The following is a 17,837-nucleotide window of genomic DNA, read 5'->3' on the forward strand; positions in this document are numbered from 1 at the left end:
CCAGTTCCCCTAAAGCCAGCGCCTGACCCGCGCCCGATAGCGATCATAGGCCGGGCCGATCGCCGCGGCGACCAGCTTTTCCTCATGCCGGATGAAGCGACGCTCCAGAAGCAGCGCGAAAGCCGGCACCAGCACCAGCCCGGCAGGCGCCGACAGGGCCAGCATCAGCCCGGCCAGCGCGATGACATCGCCAAGATAGATGGGGTTGCGCGAAAAACGGAACGGGCCGCCGGTGACCAGCGCATCGGGGCTCTGCCCCGGCATGAAGCTGGTCCGCGCCGCCCGCATGACCGCCGCCGCCCAGAGCATCAGCGCGCCGCCGGCGAGCAGCAGCAGGAAACCCGCCCCCCGAATGACGGGGGGCAGCTCAAAGGGAAGCAGCCGGCCGGCCGCCGCGCCCGCCAATGCGAAAAGCACCAGCCAGACCTGCGGCAGCCCGGCCAGCCGCCGGATCATGCGGCAGCGGCCCGCGCCTGCTCCGCCTTGGCCTGCTGGCGGCGGGCATGCAGAACCGGCTCGGTATAGCCCGAGGGCTGGACGCGGCCCAGAAAGACCAGATCGCAGGCCGCCTGGAAGGCGACGCCGTCATATCCCGGCGCCATCGCGCGATAGGCGGGGTCGCCGGCGTTCTGGCGATCCACCACCAGCGCCATCTTGCGCATCGCATCCATCACCTGCTGTTCGGTCACGATGCCATGATGCAGCCAGTTGGCCAGCGACTGCGCCGAGATGCGCAGCGTCGCGCGGTCCTCCATCAGGCCGACATCGTTGATATCGGGCACTTTCGAGCAGCCGACACCCTGATCGATCCAGCGCACGACATAGCCAAGGATGCCCTGGCAGTTGTTGTCCAGCTCGCGCGCGATCTCTTCATCGCTGTAGATGCGATCGCCTGCCAGCGGAATGGTCAGCAGATCGTCCAGACGGGCGGGGCGATTCATCGCCGCGATCTCGGCCTGGCGGGCATGGACATCGACCTGATGGTAATGGGTCGCGTGCAGGGTCGCGGCGGTCGGGCTGGGCACCCAGGCGGTGTTGGCGCCCGACATCGGGTGGCCGATCTTCTGGTCCAGCATGTCCTTCATGCGGTCGGGCATCGCCCACATGCCCTTGCCGATCTGCGCCTTGCCGGCCAGACCGCAGGCCAGACCGATATCGACATTGCGATCCTCATAGGCGGAGATCCAGGGCTGGGACTTCATCTCGCCCTTGACCAGCACGGCACCGGCATTCATCGAGGTGTGGATCTCGTCGCCGGTGCGGTCGAGGAAGCCGGTATTGATGAAGGCCACGCGATGTTTCGCCGCGCGGATGCATTCCTTGAGGTTGGCACTGGTGCGGCGTTCCTCATCCATGATGCCCAGCTTGACGGTATGGCGCGGCAGGCCCAGCACATCCTCGACATGGTCGAAGATCTCGCAGGCGAAGGCCACTTCCTCGGGGCCGTGCATCTTGGGCTTGACGACATAGATCGAGCCGGCGACCGAGTTCCTGTCGCCCTTGCGGTCCAGGTCGTGCTTCGCGCAAAGCGCGGTGATCATCGCGTCCAGCAGGCCCTCATAGACCTCGTTGCCGTCGCGATCCAGAACCGCCGGCGTGGTCATCAGATGGCCGACATTGCGCACCAGCATCAGCGCCCTGCCCTTGCAGGTCGCGCGACTGCCGTCGGGCGCGGTAAAGCTGACATCCGGGTTCAGCCTGCGGGCGAAGGTCCTGCCGCCCTTGCTGACCTCCTCGGTCAGGCTGCCATTCATCAGGCCAAGCCAGTTGGCATAGGCCAGCGTCTTGTCGGCACCATCGACGCAGGCGACCGAATCCTCGCAATCCATGATCACGGACAGGGCCGATTCCAGCACCAGATCGGCAATCCCGGCCTTGTCACGCCCGCCGACCGGGGTCGAGGGGTCGATCACGATACGGATGAGCAGCCCGTTATTGCGCAGATAGATATCCGTCGGGCGCCCGGCATCGCCGTCATGGCCGGCGAAACGCGATTCGTCGCGCAGCGCCGGCAGCAAAGCGCCATCGCGCACCGAGAGGCCCGTGACATCGGCCCAGGAACCCTGCGCCAGCGGCACGCTGCGATCCAGGAAATCCCGGCCCCAGGCGATGACGCGGGCACCGCGCTCCGCGTCATATTCCGCGCCCTTCGGCAGATCGCCCAGGGCATCGGTGCCGTAAAGCGCGTCGTAAAGGCTGCCCCAGCGGGCATTGGCGGCATTCAGCGCGTAGCGGGCATTGGTGATCGGCACGACCAGTTGCGGCCCGGCGACGCTGGCGAATTCGGGATCGGTGGATGCGGTCTCGACGGCGAAATCCTCGCCCTCGGGCAGAAGATAGCCGATTCCGGTCAGGAATGCCCGGTATGCGCTGGCATCCACCGGACCGGGATTGGCCTCGTGCCATGCGTCGATGCGGGCCTGCAGATCATCGCGCCGGTCCAGAAGCGCGCGGTTGCGGGGGCCGAATTCATGGATCAGCGTGGACAGCCCCTCCCAGAACCGGCGCGGCTCGACCCCGCTGCCCGGCAGCGCCCGCTCCTGAATGAAGGACATGAGAACCTCATCCACACGCAAACCTGCCTTTTCCACGCGAGCCATGGCATTTCCCTTCTGATCATACGTCCGAGCGAATTTGTGCACCGTGGTATGCCAAAGAGACCGGAGTTTCAACCTGTCCTGTTCCGCCTGACGCCGGGTCCGGCCCGGCGCCGGAAAATGAAAAACCCGCCGCCCGGAGCAACCGGGCGGCGGGCCGTGCAGAGATCGGTGAATCAGTTGCTCGGCGCTGTGGTGGCGGGCGCCGGATCCTCGACCGAAATGGCACCGTCGAGCGCATCACCCGCATCCTGCACAGCCTGATTGACCGCATCGGCGGCGCTTTCGGCCGCGTCCTGGGCGGCTGCGGCGGCATCGCCCGCCGCCTCGGCAGCGTCATTGGCCATGTCGGCGGCGGCATCGGTCGCCGTCTCGGCGGCGGTGCCCATGGCATCGGCGGCGGAATCGGCGGCGCTGTCTGCTGCCGCAGCGGCGTCATCGGCGGCCTCGGTGGCGGTGTCAGCGGCGCTTTCGGCGGTGGCGGCGGCATCGCTCGCGGCCTCATCCGCAGCATCGGCGGCGCCGGCTGCGGCCTCATCCGCCGCCTCCATCGCCTCGTCCGCGGCGCCCGCAGCCTCATCGGCGGCCTCGCTCGCGGCTTCGGCGGCGGCCTCGGCCTCGGCGGCGGCATCGTCCATCGCTTCGGCGGGCGCTTCGACCGGCGCGTCGGTCGCGGCGGCGGGCTCATCGACGGTCTGCGCCGGTTCGGTGGTGGTCACGGCCGGCTCTTCGGCGGTGGTCGTCGCGGCCTCATCGCTGCTCATGAAATATTGCACGACGAAATAGGCAATCGCCAGCGCCAGCAGGATCCCGATGATCAGAGGCAGCGGCGAGGCGCGGCGTTCGACCGGTTCGACATGGGTTTCAGCCGCGCCACTGGGACGATGCGGATCGGTCGCATCGGTGCGGCGGGGATCGTTCGGGTCATAATTGGCCATTGACGGTTCCTTCTTGAACTATGCCTTGCACATATTTGGCCGGGTGCCCCCGCGAGGCAACCCCCGTCTTGCGACCCGGCTATGCTGCGTCTAACACTTGGGTTTCGCACAAGTTCCGTCGCAAGAGCGTTTTTTTCCACTTTCCGCAGGGCTTCGATGACTGTCACGCATTATCTCGCCGACTGGCGCCCCTTTCCCTATGAAATCGCCGAGACGCGGCTGGAATTCGACCTTGCCCCGCGCGCGACCCGGGTCCTCTCGCAGATCGATTTCCGCCGCCTGTCGGCGGGCGATCTGGTGCTGGACGGGATCGGGCTGGACACGCTGTCGCTGGCGATAGACGGCAAGCCGCTGCCCCTTGATCTGATCGATGCGGAGCGCGGGCGGCTGACCCTGCCCGCCGCCGATCTGCCCGACAGTTTCACCTTTGCCGCCGAGGTCGCGATCGACCCCGAGGCGAATACCGCGCTGGAGGGGCTTTACCTCTCGGGCGGCATCTTCTGCACGCAATGCGAGGCCGAGGGCTTTCGCCATATCACCTGGTATCCCGACCGGCCCGATGTGATGGCGCCGTTCCGGGTCACGATCAACTCGGACATGCCGGTGCTGCTGTCGAACGGCAATCCGGTCAGCCGGGCCGAGGGGCGCGCCATCTGGCACGATCCCTGGCCCAAGCCCGCCTATCTCTTCGCGCTGGTCGCGGGCGATCTGCGCGCGGTCCCGGACAGCTTTACCACCATGTCCGGGCGCAAGGTGGCGCTGAATGTCTGGGTGCGCCCGGGCGACGAGGGGCGCGCCGGCTACGCGATGGAATCGCTGATCCGCTCGATGCAATGGGACGAAAGGGTTTACGGGCGCGAATACGATCTGGACGTGTTCAACATCGTCGCCGTCGACGATTTCAACATGGGCGCGATGGAGAACAAGGGGCTGAACATCTTCAACTCGAAACTGGTTCTGGCCAGTCCCGAAACCGCGACCGACGGCGATTACGAACGGATCGAGGGTGTCATCGGGCATGAATATTTCCACAACTGGACCGGCAACCGCATCACCTGCCGCGACTGGTTCCAGCTTTGCCTGAAAGAGGGGCTGACCGTGTTCCGCGATCAGCAGTTCACCGCCGACATGCGCTCGCCCGCCGTCAATCGCATCCAGGACGTGCAGGCGCTGCGCGCGCGCCAGTTCCGCGAGGATGCCGGCCCGCTGGCGCATCCGCCACGGCCCGACCGCTATCAGGAAATCAACAATTTCTACACCGCCACGGTCTATGAAAAGGGCGCCGAGGTGATCGGCATGCTGAAACGGCTGGTCGGCGATGACGGCTATCGCGCGGCGCTGGATCTGTATTTCGACCGCCATGACGGCCAGGCCTGCACCATCGAGGACTGGCTGCGCGTCTTCGAGGACGCGACCGGCCGCGACCTGACCCAGTTCAAGCGCTGGTATACCGATGCCGGCACGCCGCGCCTGACCATGACCGAGGACTGGGCCGATGGCGCGCTGACCCTGCATTTCCGCCAGGAAACCGCGCCGACGCCCGGCCAGCCCGACAAGCCGGCCCGCGTCATCCCCATCGCGCTTGGCCTGATCGGCCCGAATGGCGACGAGGTGCTGCCGACCACGGTGCTGGAAATGACCGCGGCCGAGCAAAGCGTCAGTTTCCGCGATACGGGCGCGCGGCCGGTCGTGTCGCTGCTGCGCGGCTTTTCGGCGCCGGTGACGGTCGCGCGCGAGATCGGCGCCGATCAGCAGGCGCTGCTCTTGACCCATGACACCGACCCCTATGCCCGCTGGCAGGCGGGCCGCGATCTGGCGCTGGACGGGCTGATCGCCCGCGCCGCTGGCCGCACCGGCGGCGAGGAGTTCACCCGCGCCATTGCCGGTATCCTTGACGATGCCGAAGCCGATCCCGCCTTTGCCGCGCTGTGCCTGACCCTGCCCGGCGAGGAAGAGATCGCGACCGCCATTGCCGCGCGCGGCGCCATCCCCGATCCCGCATCCATCCATCAGGCACGCCGCGGGCTGATGCAGGAGATCGGCACCCGCCACGAGCCCGTGCTGGCCCGGCTTTACGACGCCATGGCGGTCGCCGGCCCCTATCGCCCCGATGCCGAGGGCGCGGGGCGGCGCAGCCTGCGGCTGGCTTGCCTCGCGCTGCTGACGCAGTTGGATGACGGGGCGCGGGCAGCGGCGCTGTTCGACACCGCCGGCAACATGACCGAGCGTCAGGGAGCATTGGAGCAGCTCATCGCCGCCGGCCGCGATGAACAGGCCCTTGCCGCTTTCGCCGCCGAGTTCGGCGACAACCGGCTGGTCATGGATAAATGGTTCATGGTCCAGCCCTTGCGCGCCGCGCCCGACAAGGCGCTGGCGCGGGCGCGCGAGCTGGCGGCGCGCGCCGATTTCGACTGGAAGAACCCCAACCGGTTCCGCGCGCTGATCGCGGGTTTTACCGCGAACCACGCGGCGTTTCACGCCGCCGATGGCTCGGGCTACGATTTCCTGGCCGAATGGCTGATGCGTCTGGACCCGGTCAATCCACAGACCGCGGCACGGATGTGTTCGGCTTTCGAGACGATCGCCCGCTACGATTCCGCCCGGCAAGTGCGGGCCAGAGCGGCGCTGAAGCGGATCGCGGCCATGCCGGGCCTGTCGCGCAATACCGATGAAATGGTGTCACGCATTCTGGCGGGACTCGGCTGACAGGACAAAGCACCCTTGCAGCCGCCGTTCAGGCACGGCAATACTGCCGGCATGGATGCCCGTGAGGACATGAAACGACGCCTTGATCCGCTGATCCTCGAGCGGGCGCCTTGGCTTTTTTCGGGCCGCTGGCATCACAATATCGCGCGGCAGGCCCTGATGTGGCTGCTGCGCTATCCCCGCACGATCGAGCTGGGTGCCGAGTTCCGCGACCTGCCCACCGATGAGATCATCCGCCGCATCTCGCAACTGATCGTGCGCGATCTGACCGTCGAGGGGCTGGAGCATATCCCCGCCACCGGTCCGGCGCTGATCGTCGCCAACCATCCGACCGGGATCGCCGACGGGATCGTGCTCAGCGCGGTGATCTCGGCGGTGCGCGACGATCTGTTCATCTATGCGAATCACGACATCATGCGGATCCTGCCGCAATGCGCCAGCCTGATCGCCCCGGTCGAATGGCGGCCCGAAAAGCGCAGCCATGCCAAGACCCGCGTGACCATGGATTACACGCGCGAGGCGCTCCGGCGCGGGCGGATCGGGCTGATCTTTCCCTCGGGCCGGCTGGCCAAGCGGCGCGGGCTGACCCTGCATGAACGCCCGTGGATGGCCAGCGCCGCGATGATCGCGCGCAAATTCGAGGCGCCGATCATCCCGCTGCGGATCCGGGCGCGGAACTCGGCCCTGTTCTACCTGCTGGACGCGATTCACCCGACCGTGCGCGATGTGACCCTGTTCAACGAGGTGCTGAACAAGACCCGCCAGCCCTTCCGCGTCACCATCGGCGCGCCGATCCAGCCGGGCGATCTGCCGGCCCGCAGCGAGGACGGGATCAACATCCTGCGCGAAGCCGTGCTGTCGCTGCCCCCGCCCGGGCAGGATGCGGCGAAATTGCAGCAGATCAGGCGCCTGTCGCAGGGTCGCCGCACCGTGGCCAAGCCCAGCCCGATCGAATAGATTCGCGGCCCGGCTTGCGCCGCTAAACCACCATATCGTCGCGATGGATCAGGGCGGCCCGGCCGGGATAGCCCAGCAGCGCCTCGATCTCGTCGCTGCGATGGCCGGCGATCGCCCGCGCCTCGGCCAGCGAATAGCGCACCAGCCCCGAGGCCAGCCGCGCCCCCTGCTGGTCCAGCACCAGCACCGGATCGCCGCGGCCGAAACGCCCCGAGACGCCGGTGACGCCCGCCGGCAGCAGCGATTTCCCCTGCTGGAGCGCCCTGGCCGCGCCGGCATCCACGACGATCTCGCCCTTGGGTTTCATCGCCGCGATCCAGCGCTTGCGCGCCAGTTGCGGGTCGGTATCGGGCAGAAACCATGTCACCCGCGCGCCCTGCACCACCGCCGCCAGAGGGTTCAGCACCGAGCCCTCGGCGATCGCCATGGCGCAGCCGCCGGCCACCGCCGTGCGCGCCGCCATCAGCTTGGTCTTCATCCCGCCCTTGCTGAGGCCGGAAACCGGATCGCCGCCCATCGCCTCGATCTCGGGGGTGATCGCCGCGACCACGGGCAGGTGGCGGGCATCGGGGTCGGTCTTGGGGTTGGCGGTATAAAGCCCGTCCACATCGGACAGAAGCAGCAGCTGATCGGCGCCGCAGGTCACCGCGATCTGCGCCGCCAGCCGGTCATTGTCGCCGAAACGGATCTCATCCGTGGCCACGGTGTCGTTTTCATTGACGATCGGCACCACGCCCATGCCCAGCAGCGCCTGCATGGTCGCGCGGCTGTTCAGATAGCGCCGCCGGTCGGTGGTGTCGTCCAGCGTCATCAGAAGCTGCGCGGTCTTGACGCCATGCGGGGCCAGCGCCTCTTCATAGGCGCGCGCCAGCCGGATCTGGCCGACGGCGGCGGCGGCCTGGGACTGCTCGACCCGCAAGGAGCCCAAGGGCAGTTCCAGCACCTGCCGCCCCAGGGCGATCGCGCCCGAGGAGACCAGCACCACATCCGTGCCCCGCGCCCGCGCCAGGGCCACGTCATCGCATAGCGCGCGCAGCCATTCCGCGCGCAGCCCGCCCGGGCCGACCAGCAGGGCCGAGCCGATCTTGACCACCAGCCGGCGCGCGCGCGCCAGTTCCGGCGTTACGGCTGCCATGGTTTCGTTTCCTGTTCCCGCACCGGCCCGCGCGAGGGCGCGATTTCGGCCCAGAGCGCGCGCAGCACCTCGGTCACGCCCGCGCGCGAGACGCCGGACATCAGCAGCACCGGGCCGCCGATCTCGGCCTCCAGCGCGGCCTTGCGCGCGGCCAGCGTCTCGGGGTCGAGGGCATCGATCTTGTTCAGCACCGTCACGCGCGGCTTCTCGGCCAGCGCCGGGGAATAGGCGGCAAGCTCGGTCAGGATGGTGCAGGCATCCGCCGCGACATCCTCGCCGGTGCCATCGACCAGATGCAGAAGCACGCGCGAGCGTTCGACATGGCCCAGGAACTGATCGCCGAGGCCCCGGCCTTCGCTCGCGCCCTCGATCAGGCCGGGAATATCGGCGATCACGAATTCATGGCCATCGACGCCGACCACGCCCAGATTGGGATGAAGCGTTGTAAAGGGGTAATCCGCGATCTTGGGCCGGGCGTTCGACACCGCCGAAAGAAAGGTGGACTTGCCGGCATTGGGCAGGCCCAGCAACCCGGTATCGGCGATCAGCTTCAGCCGCAGCCACAGCGTCCGCTCGATCCCCGGCTGGCCGGGATTGGCATGGCGGGGCGCGCGGTTGGTCGAGGATTTGAAATGCAGGTTGCCGAAACCGCCATTGCCGCCCTTGGCCAGCAGCACGCGCTGACCCGGTTCGGTCAGGTCGGCGATCACGGTTTCCTGATCCTCGTCCAGGATCTCGGTCCCGGCGGGCACGCGCAGCACGATATCCTCGCCCGAGGCGCCGGTGCGCTGCGAACCCATGCCATGCTGGCCGGATCTGGCAAAGAAATGCTGCTGAAAGCGGAAATCGATCAGCGTGTTCAGCCCGTCCACCGCCTCGGCCCAGACATCGCCGCCGCGGCCGCCATCGCCGCCGTCCGGGCCGCCATATTCGATGAATTTCTCGCGGCGGAAGGACACGCAGCCGGCGCCGCCGCCGCCCGAGCGGACATAGACCTTGGCGAGATCGAGGAATTTCACGGTGGCATCCTTGCGGGAATATCGGGGCAGAGCCGTGGGATACGCGCTTGCGCCGCGCGGTTCAAGGGCATCGCTTCTGCCCCCGTGACTCTTTGCCCGCGCCGCGCTAGAGGGCGGGGGCAGCAGAACGGAGCCCGCCATGCCCTTGATGACCTATGTTGCACTGTTCACCGCCATCACGCTGGAGGTCATCGGCACGACCTTCCTGCAACGCAGCCAGCAATTCACCCAGCTGGTGCCGACGCTGATCATGGGCATCTGCTACGCCGCCTCGTTCTATTTCCTGACGTTGGCGCTGAAGACCATGCCGCTGGGCATCGCCTATGCGATCTGGAGCGGGCTGGGCATCGTCCTTGTCTCGCTGATCGGGCTGGTGGTCTTTGGCCAGAAGCTGGACCTGCCCGCCGTGGTCGGGCTTTGCATGATCGTCGGCGGGGTGATCGTGGTGAACCTGTTTTCAAACAGCATCGCGCATTGACCGCCTGCCCTTAACATTTCCCCGATCGGCGCTAGATATTCTGGTAAAGGAGCGCCGCGATGATCCGTTTCGACAACAGCTATGCCCGCCTGCCGCAGGGGTTTTTCACCCGCACGCCGCCGACCCCGGTCAGCGATCCGAAACTGGTGGCGCTGAACCGCCCGCTGGCGCTTCAGCTGGGGCTGGATGCCGATTGGCTGACCAGCGGCGAAGGCGTCGCCATGCTGGCCGGCAACACCCTGCCCGAGGGGGCCGAGCCCATCGCCCAGGCCTATGCCGGGCACCAGTTCGGCGGCTTCGTGCCGCAGCTTGGCGATGGTCGCGCGGTCCTTCTGGGCGAGATCGTGGCCCCGGACGGGGCGCGTTTCGACATTCAGCTGAAGGGTTCCGGCCCGACGCCCTTCTCGCGGCGCGGCGACGGGCGGGCCTGGCTGGGGCCGGTGCTGCGCGAATATCTGGTCAGCGAATTCATGGCCGCGGTCGGCATTCCCACGACGCGGGCGCTGGCGGCGGTCAGCACGGGCGAGCGGGTGATCCGCGAATCGGTGCTGCCGGGCGCCGTGCTGACCCGCGTGGCGGCAAGCCATATCCGCGTCGGCACCTTTGAATTCTATGCCGCGCGCGGCGACCATGCGCGGCTGCGGCTGCTGGCCGATCACGTCATCGCCCGCCATTACCCCGATGCCGGTGACGCGGCCGGCCTGCTGCAGCGCGTCGTCGACGCCCAGGCCCGGACCATCGCCGGCTGGATGGCGCTCGGCTTTATCCACGGGGTGATGAATACCGACAATATGTCCGTCTCGGGCGAGACGATCGATTACGGCCCCTGCGCCTTCATGGATGAATTCCGGCCGGACAAGGTGTTTTCCTCGATCGACGCGGCCGGGCGCTATGCCTGGAAGGAACAGCCCAATATCGCAGTCTGGAACCTGGCGCAGCTGGCCAGCTGCCTGGTGCCGCTGATGGGCAATGACGAGGCCGCGGTCGAGCGCGCGACCCATATCGTGCACAGTTTTCCCGAAACCTATCAGCAGGCCTGGCTCGCGCGTTTTGCCGCCAAGCTGGGCATTGCCGACCCGCGCGCCGAGGATACCGCGCTGATCCAGCGCCTGCTGGAGCTGATGGCCGGCCAGCGCGCGGATTTCACCCGCAGCTTCGCCGGGCTGGCCGATGGCACGGCGCGCGACGAATTCACCGACCGCGAGGCGTTCGATGCCTGGGCCCTCGACTGGCAGGCACGCATCGAAGGCCTGCCCGGCGCGCGCGCGACCATGTCCCGCGCCAATCCGCGCCGCATCCCGCGCAATCACCGCATCGAACAGGCGATCGAGGTCGCGTGCGAGGGCGATTTCGCCCCCTTCGAGCGGCTTGACTCTGCGCTTCGCTCGCCCTTCGATGAACGCGAGGCCTGGGTCGATCTGGCCCGCGCCCCGCAAGCAGACGAAATCGTTTACCGCACCTTCTGCGGCACCTGACATCAAAGGACCCATGTCGACCGTCCCGGACAGCCTGCGCCTCGCCAGTTACAATCTGCACAAATGTCGCGGGATGACCGGCCCCTATGCGCCGGAACGCAACCTGCAGGTCATCGCCCAGATCAAGGCCGATGTGATCGCCCTGCAAGAGGTCGATTTCCGCTATGGCGACCGTCCCGAGGCCCTGCCCCGCGACCAGATCCGGGATGCGACCGGCATGGTGCCCGCGGTCTTCAACGGCACCGGGCGCAATTCGCTGGGCTGGCACGGCCAGACCATCCTTTTGCGCCCCGAACTGATGGAACACGCGCAGGTGCGCCGCCTGCCGCTGCCGGGGATCGAGCCGCGCGGCGCGCTGGCACTGCGCCTGCCCGGCCTGACGCTGATCGCGCTGCATCTGGGGCTGATGCGCACCTCGCGCCGGGCGCAGCTGCGCCGGATTCTGGCGCAGGCCGGCCGGCTCGGCCATGACCGGCTGGTCCTGACCGGGGATTTCAACGAATGGCACGGCGATCGCGGGCTCGAGGCGCTGGAGCCGATGCATGTCATCGCCCCCGGCCCCAGCTGGCCCGCCCCGTTTCCACGCCTGCATTACGACCGCTTTGCCGTCTCGCGCGGGATCGAGGTGCTGGATTTCGGCGTCCATGACAATGACATGGCGCGGCAGGCCTCGGACCATCTGCCGGTCTGGGCCGATATCGCCTATGAGCCACGCTCGGCCGCGCCCGAGCCGGGAATTTCCGGCCGCATCGACCCCCTGCCCGGCGAATGACGCTTTCACCCCCCGGCGAAGGCCGTTAAACAGCAGACAACCATTGTCACGAGGGGACCGAGACATGACCGCGATCATCGACATTTTCGCCCGAGAAATCCTGGACAGCCGCGGCAATCCGACCGTCGAGGTCGATGTCACGCTGGAGGACGGCACCATGGGCCGCGCCGCCGTCCCCTCGGGCGCCTCGACCGGGGCGCATGAGGCCGTCGAAAAGCGCGATGGCGACAAGGGCCGCTATCTGGGCAAGGGCGTGCTGGAAGCCGTTGCGGCAGTGAATGGCGAGATCGCCGAGAACCTGATCGGCGAGGACGCGACCGATCAGATCGCCATCGACCGCCTGATGATCGAGCTGGACGGCACGCCCAACAAGGGGCGTCTGGGCGCCAACGCCATCCTGGGCGTGTCGCTGGCCGCCGCCAAGGCCGCGGCCGAGGCCTCGGCCCTGCCGCTTTACCGCTATGTCGGCGGCGCCGGCGCGCGGGTGCTGCCGGTGCCGATGATGAACATCATCAATGGCGGCGAACATGCCGACAACCCGATCGACATCCAGGAATTCATGATCATGCCGGTGGCGGCGGAAAACATCCGCGACGCCGTGCGCATGGGCTCCGAAGTGTTCCACACGCTGAAAAAGGAACTTTCGGCGGCGGGCCTCTCGACCGGGATCGGCGATGAGGGCGGCTTCGCGCCGAACCTCTCCAGCACCCGCGACGCGCTGGATTTCATCCTGAAAGCCGTCGAAAAGGCCGGCTACAAGCCGGGCGAGGACATCATGCTGGCGCTGGACTGCGCCTCGACCGAATATTTCAGGGCCGGCAAATACGAGATGAAGGGCGAGGGCAAGACCCTGACCCCGGCCGAGAATGTCGATTACCTGGCCGCGCTGTGCGCCGATTACCCGATCCTGTCGATCGAGGATGGCTGCGCCGAGGATGACTGGGACGGCTGGAAGCTGTTGACCGACCGCTTGGGTGCATCGGTGCAACTGGTCGGCGACGATCTGTTCGTGACCAACCCCGCCCGTCTGGCCGAGGGGATCGCCAAGGGCTGCGGCAATTCGCTGCTGGTCAAGGTCAACCAGATCGGCACCCTGACCGAGACGCTGGACGCCGTGCGCATGGCCGACCGCGCCCGCTTTACCAGCGTCATGTCGCATCGCTCGGGCGAGACCGAGGACGCGACCATCGCCGATCTGGCGGTGGCCACCAATTGCGGCCAGATCAAGACCGGCAGCCTTGCCCGTTCCGACCGGCTGGCGAAATACAACCAGCTGATTCGAATCGAAGAAATGCTGGGCGCCGCCGCCGAGTATGCCGGCAATTCGATCCTGCGCGGCTGAGCCGGGCCCATTTTGAGCAGCAAGGCCCGTCTCGAACAGAGGCGGGCCTTTCGCTATTCCCACCAACGCCCGGTCAACGCCAGTCGGCCAAGTGCAAAGCGGCGGCGGAACTCGGATACGGCAATGGCGACGGGCCGCCCCTCGGACGCCATGAGGCGCAGCGCCGCGACATGGCCCGGGCCGCGAAACAGCGCCGGCGCGACCCTGCCGGGCACCGAACGACGCGCCGCCCGGGCGCGATCCAGCGCCGCCAGCCCGCGCCGCGCCAGATCCGAAATCAGCGCCGGATCCGGCTGTCCAAGGCCCAGCCCCAGGGCATCAAGTTGCGGCAGCGCCGCCAGCCATTGCGCAAGCCCGGTGCCCAATGCGTGATCATGGGCGGCCTGATCCGCCCCGCCCGGCGCGGCCAGAGCCCGGAGCGCGTGGCGCATCAGCGCGCAAGCCGTGGCGCGGATATAGGCCTCGACCGCATCGGCATCCGCAAAGGGCTGGCGTTGGCAATCGCGCCGCCGCGCCTCGGCCAGATCGGTCAGTTCGGCGGCAGCCTCGCCCCAGGTTGCGGCCAGCGATTCCAGCAGCTCGGGCCCCGTCCCCTCGCCCCGGCCAAGCGCCTCAAGCCGATCGATCCACCATTGCACGCGCATCTCGGCGATCAGCGGCTCATTCGAGTGCAGCGGCGCGCGGGCCAGTTCGTGGTTCAGCGCGTAAAGCGCCCATAGCCGCGCGCGGGCGGGCTGCGGCACAAGCAGGCTGGCGCCGAAACGGTCGGGATCGTCGTCGCGCAGGTCAGCCGCGATCTCTTCAAGGCTCATGCCCGGCCCCTTATTGTGCGGCGACACCGTCGCGGATCAGCTTCCAGCGGATGGCATCCACCAGCGCCTCGAAACTGGCATCGACGATATTGGGCGACACGCCCACCGTGGACCAGCGATGCCCCTGCCCGTCGGCGCTGTCGATGATGACGCGGGTCGCGGCATCGGTGCCGCCGCCGGTGATGCGGACGCGGAAATCGACCAGATGCATGTCGTCGATGGCGGCCTGATAGGGCCCCAGATCCTTGGCCAGCGCGCGCCACAGCGCGTTGACCGGGCCGCGATCATGGCCGTCCTCATCCATGCTTTCGCTGACCGAGAGCATCCGCTCGCCCGCGATATCGACGACCACCACGGCCTCGGAAACCGAGATGCGCTTGCCCATGGCATTGCGGCGGCGTTCGACCGTGACGCGATAGCGCTCGACGCTAAAGAACGGATGCAGCCGGCCCAGTTCGGCCAGTGCCAGCAGTTCGAAACTGGCCTGCGCGCCGTCATAGGCATAGCCCGCATCCTCGCGCGTCTTGACCAGATCGAGGATGCGCGCCAGCGCGGGATCGCCCCGCTCGACCTCGATCCCGGCATCCGACAGCCGGGCGCGCAGGTTCGACTGCCCGGCCTGATTGGACATCGGGATGATGCGCGCATTGCCGACCGTTTCAGGGTCGATATGTTCATAGGTCGCGGGGTTTTTCAGGATCGCGCTGGCATGCAGCCCGGCCTTGTGGGCAAAGGCCGAGGTGCCGACATAGGGCGCCTCGCGCGCGGGGGCACGGTTCAGGATTTCGTCCAGACGGCGCGAGATTCGGGTCAGATCCGCAAGCGCGCCAGCCGGCACGCCGGTCCGAAAGCCCGAGCGATAGGGCTCTTTCAGCAGCAGGGTCGGGATCAGCGTGGTCAGGCTGGCATTGCCGCAGCGCTCGCCCAGCCCGTTCAGCGTGCCCTGAATCTGGCGCGCGCCGGCATCCACGGCGGCCAGCGTGCAGGCGACCGCATTGCCGGTATCGTCATGGCAATGGATGCCCAGCCGGTCGCCCGGAATGCCGCCCGCGATCACGGCGCGGGTGATTTCGGCCACGCGGGCGGGCAGCGTGCCGCCATTGGTGTCGCACAGCACGATCCAGCGCGCCCCGGCCTGCAAGGCCGTGCGCAGGCAGGTCAGCGCGTAATCCGGGTCATCGGCGTAGCCGTCAAAGAAATGTTCGGCATCGAACAGCGCCTCGCGCCCCTGCGCCACCAGATGCGCGACCGAGGCGCGGATGTTTTCAAGGTTTTCGTCCAGCGAGACGCCAAGCGCCTCGCGCACATGAAAGGGATGGGTCTTGCCGACCAGACAGACGGCGCCGGTCCCGGCATTCATCACCGCCGCCAGCACGTCGTCGTTTTCGGCCGAGCGCCCGGCCCGCTTGGTCATGCCGAATGCGGTCATGGTGGCGCGGGTGTTCGGCGCGGTAGCGAAAAAATCGCTGTCGGTCGGGTTGGCGCCGGGCCAGCCACCCTCGATATAGTCAAGGCCGAGGCGGTCGAGAATTTCAGCGATCTCGGTCTTTTCCGCGGCCGAGAACTGCACGCCCTGGGTCTGCTGCCCGTCACGCAGGGTGGTGTCGTAGAGGTAGAGGCGCTGGCTCATGCGGGCTGGCTCCGTCGCATTCAGATCACGTCTTTCAGACGATCAGCATCAAAATTTGGGGCAAAGCTCCAACTGGAGCCCTCGGCCGTGTCGTTTATTTCGACGCCTGCCGCGACCAAAGCATCACGGATTGCATCGGCGCGACTGAAGTCACGGGCCTGACGGGCGTCTGATCGCGCCTGCAGCAAGGTTTCAACGAGATTTACCTTGTCTGCCGCTTTTTCTACTGCCTGCTTGCGAAGCAATCTTTGGGTGTCGAGGTTACTGAAACCGAGAAATTGCAACGTATCAAAGAAACTCAGGGCGATTTCACTATCCGGCTTTCGCGCCAGCATCACCTCGGTCTGCATGGCATAGAGGCGCGTCAGAACCTCCGGGGTATTCAGATCGTCTGCAAGCGCGTCAATAACCGCGTGATCAACCATGCTGCCGTCAAACGCTCGTTCAGGGTCAGACAGGCTACGGCGCTTTAGCTCGTCCCATTTACTCAGCCGCCCAACAGCAGCAATGCGCTTTTCCTCGGTCCAGTCCATCGGCTTACGATAATGCGTCTGGAGAAACACAAAACGGATCACCTCGCCCGGGATGCCCTGATCCAGCAGGTCGCGGACGGTGAAGAAATTGCCCAGCGACTTGGACATCTTCTTGCCCTCGACCTGCAACATCTCGTTATGCAGCCAGACGCGGGCGAATTCGCCGTGGGGATGGGCGCAGGCGCTTTGCGCGATCTCATTCTCATGATGGGGGAATTGCAGGTCGATGCCGCCGGCATGGATGTCGAAGCTTTCGCCCAGCAGTTCATGCGCCATGGCCGAACATTCGATATGCCAGCCGGGCCGCCCGCGCCCCCAGGGGCTTTCCCAGCCCGGCAGCCCCGCATCCGAAGGCTTCCACAGCACGAAATCCATCGGGTCCTCTTTGAAGGGCGCGACCTCGACGCGCGCGCCCGCGATCATGTCGTCGACAGAACGCCCCGAAAGCTTGCCGTAATCGGCATAGGAGCGCACCCGGAACAGCGCGTGACCGTCCCTGGCATAGGCGTGACCCTCCGCGATCAGCTTTTCGATCATGGCGATCATCTGGTCGATGTAATCGGTCGCGCGGGGTTCGTGATCGGGGCGCGCGGCGCCAAGCGCGTCCATATCGGCATGATACCAGCCGATGGTTTCCTGCGTCCGCTCGCGGATCAGCTCCTCAAGCGTACCGGGGGCGCCGGCCTGCTGTCGTGCCAGCGCGGCCGCGTTGATCTTGTCGTCCACATCGGTGAAATTTCGCACATAAGTGACGTGATCCGCGCCATAGACATGGCGCAGCAGCCGCACCAGCACGTCGAACACCACAACCGGCCGGGCATTGCCCAGATGCGCGCGGTCATAGACCGTCGGGCCGCACAGGTAGAACCGCACATTTTCCGGGTCGATCGGCCGGAAATCCTCTTTCCGGCGGGTTTTCGTATTCGTCAGCCTGATCTGGACCATGACTTCCCCTTTGCGGGCGTCATCAGGTCACAGTGAACCGCCCGCCTGAAATTTCAGCCGGTAATGATGCAACGGTTGGCGGCGGTTTTCACCTTCATGCGCATCGCTTAACGCATTGTCTTGCCTCTGCCAAGAGAGGCGGCATAACTTATGTCATGAGCCGCGAACTGGTCAATGAAATGTGCGCCGCGCAGCCCGGGGCGGAATGGTCCGACCCCTGGGGCGGCGGCCATGATTGCTGGAAGGTCGGCGGCAAGATATTCGCCCTGATCGGCATGGAGGGCAGCCATGTCTCGGTCAAGACCGACAGCACCGAGACGGCTGCCTTCCTGATCGAGACCGGCGTGGCGGAACGCGCGCCCTACATGCATCGCAGCTGGGTCGCCCTGCCGCTGGATTCCGCGCCGGACGAACTGGCGCATCGCGTCCGCCATTCCTATCGCATCATCCGCGCCGGGCTGACCACCAGGGTCCGGGCCGAACTGCCGCCGCTATAGC

General features: G+C 66.9%; 15 protein-coding genes. 7 read left to right on the top strand and 8 right to left on the bottom strand.

The genetic code is table 11. The features are described from left to right. Nucleotides 1–9: 9 nt before the first annotated feature. The 3 genes from IT41_RS02985 to IT41_RS02995 form a co-directional block, all read right to left on the bottom strand. Nucleotides 10–456: a methyltransferase family protein gene (locus tag IT41_RS02985; protein ID WP_036738706.1), complete on the bottom strand. Its 447-nt coding sequence runs from the start codon at nucleotides 454–456 to the stop codon at nucleotides 10–12. Continuing rightward, the gene (locus IT41_RS02990; RefSeq protein ID WP_036738707.1) at nucleotides 453–2,600 is read right to left on the bottom strand and encodes a malate synthase G; all 2,148 of its coding nucleotides are present in this window, start codon (nucleotides 2,598–2,600) and stop codon (nucleotides 453–455) included. The genes IT41_RS02985 and IT41_RS02990 overlap by 4 nt, the downstream gene beginning before the upstream one ends. Before the next feature lie 173 nt (nucleotides 2,601–2,773). Continuing rightward, on the bottom strand, nucleotides 2,774–3,535 hold the full coding sequence (locus IT41_RS02995; RefSeq protein ID WP_036738708.1) for a hypothetical protein: 762 nt from the start codon (nucleotides 3,533–3,535) through the stop codon (nucleotides 2,774–2,776). Nucleotides 3,536–3,691: 156 nt separating this feature from the next. Between IT41_RS02995 and pepN the strand changes: the two genes are divergently transcribed. Continuing rightward, the gene (gene pepN / locus IT41_RS03000) at nucleotides 3,692–6,241 is read left to right on the top strand and encodes an aminopeptidase N (RefSeq protein ID WP_036738709.1); all 2,550 of its coding nucleotides are present in this window, start codon (nucleotides 3,692–3,694) and stop codon (nucleotides 6,239–6,241) included. 69 nt (nucleotides 6,242–6,310) lie between these two features. After that, nucleotides 6,311–7,198, top strand: coding sequence for a 1-acyl-sn-glycerol-3-phosphate acyltransferase (locus IT41_RS03005; protein ID WP_231564680.1), 888 nt, complete (start codon nucleotides 6,311–6,313; stop codon nucleotides 7,196–7,198). A gap of 22 nt (nucleotides 7,199–7,220) precedes the next feature. On the opposite strand, the gene proB is transcribed toward IT41_RS03005, so the two are convergent. Together proB and obgE are read right to left on the bottom strand one after the other, a co-directional pair. Then, nucleotides 7,221–8,333, bottom strand: a complete 1,113-nt coding sequence (proB, locus tag IT41_RS03010) for a glutamate 5-kinase (RefSeq protein WP_036738711.1) — start codon at nucleotides 8,331–8,333, stop codon at nucleotides 7,221–7,223. After that, nucleotides 8,321–9,352: a GTPase ObgE gene (obgE, locus tag IT41_RS03015; RefSeq protein ID WP_036738712.1), complete on the bottom strand. Its 1,032-nt coding sequence runs from the start codon at nucleotides 9,350–9,352 to the stop codon at nucleotides 8,321–8,323. The genes proB and obgE overlap by 13 nt, the downstream gene beginning before the upstream one ends. Nucleotides 9,353–9,491: 139 nt before the next feature. On the opposite strand from obgE, the gene IT41_RS03020 reads away from it, so the two are divergent. From IT41_RS03020 to eno, 4 genes are all read left to right on the top strand, one after another. Further along, nucleotides 9,492–9,830: a DMT family transporter gene (locus IT41_RS03020; protein ID WP_269429283.1), complete on the top strand. Its 339-nt coding sequence runs from the start codon at nucleotides 9,492–9,494 to the stop codon at nucleotides 9,828–9,830. A gap of 59 nt (nucleotides 9,831–9,889) precedes the next feature. Next, nucleotides 9,890–11,305, top strand: a complete 1,416-nt coding sequence (locus IT41_RS03025; protein ID WP_036738714.1) for a protein adenylyltransferase SelO — start codon at nucleotides 9,890–9,892, stop codon at nucleotides 11,303–11,305. 13 nt (nucleotides 11,306–11,318) lie between these two features. Then, a complete protein-coding gene (locus IT41_RS03030) occupies nucleotides 11,319–12,077 on the top strand; it encodes an endonuclease/exonuclease/phosphatase family protein (protein ID WP_036738715.1) in 759 nt (252 codons plus the stop codon). 64 nt (nucleotides 12,078–12,141) lie between these two features. Then, complete coding sequence (eno, locus tag IT41_RS03035) at nucleotides 12,142–13,419, top strand: phosphopyruvate hydratase (RefSeq protein ID WP_036738716.1); 1,278 nt, start codon at nucleotides 12,142–12,144, stop codon at nucleotides 13,417–13,419. Between the two features lie 53 nt (nucleotides 13,420–13,472). On the opposite strand, the gene IT41_RS03040 is transcribed toward eno, so the two are convergent. From IT41_RS03040 to cysS, 3 genes are read right to left on the bottom strand one after another with little or no spacing between them, the layout of a single operon-like run. Beyond that, nucleotides 13,473–14,231, bottom strand: coding sequence for a squalene/phytoene synthase family protein (locus IT41_RS03040; RefSeq protein WP_036738717.1), 759 nt, complete (start codon nucleotides 14,229–14,231; stop codon nucleotides 13,473–13,475). 10 nt (nucleotides 14,232–14,241) lie between these two features. Beyond that, nucleotides 14,242–15,861, bottom strand: a complete 1,620-nt coding sequence (gene cimA, locus IT41_RS03045) for a citramalate synthase (RefSeq protein WP_036738718.1) — start codon at nucleotides 15,859–15,861, stop codon at nucleotides 14,242–14,244. Nucleotides 15,862–15,881: 20 nt separating this feature from the next. Beyond that, complete coding sequence (gene cysS / locus IT41_RS03050; protein WP_036738719.1) at nucleotides 15,882–17,339, bottom strand: cysteine--tRNA ligase; 1,458 nt, start codon at nucleotides 17,337–17,339, stop codon at nucleotides 15,882–15,884. A gap of 155 nt (nucleotides 17,340–17,494) precedes the next feature. Here cysS and IT41_RS03055 point away from each other — a divergent pair, with 155 nt between their 5' ends. Beyond that, nucleotides 17,495–17,836, top strand: a complete 342-nt coding sequence (locus IT41_RS03055; protein WP_036738720.1) for an MmcQ/YjbR family DNA-binding protein — start codon at nucleotides 17,495–17,497, stop codon at nucleotides 17,834–17,836. The last annotated feature ends 1 nt before the right edge of the window (nucleotide 17,837 follow it).

It is taken from the genome of Paracoccus halophilus (assembly GCF_000763905.1).
Classification (GTDB): Bacteria; Pseudomonadota; Alphaproteobacteria; order Rhodobacterales; family Rhodobacteraceae; genus Paracoccus; species Paracoccus halophilus.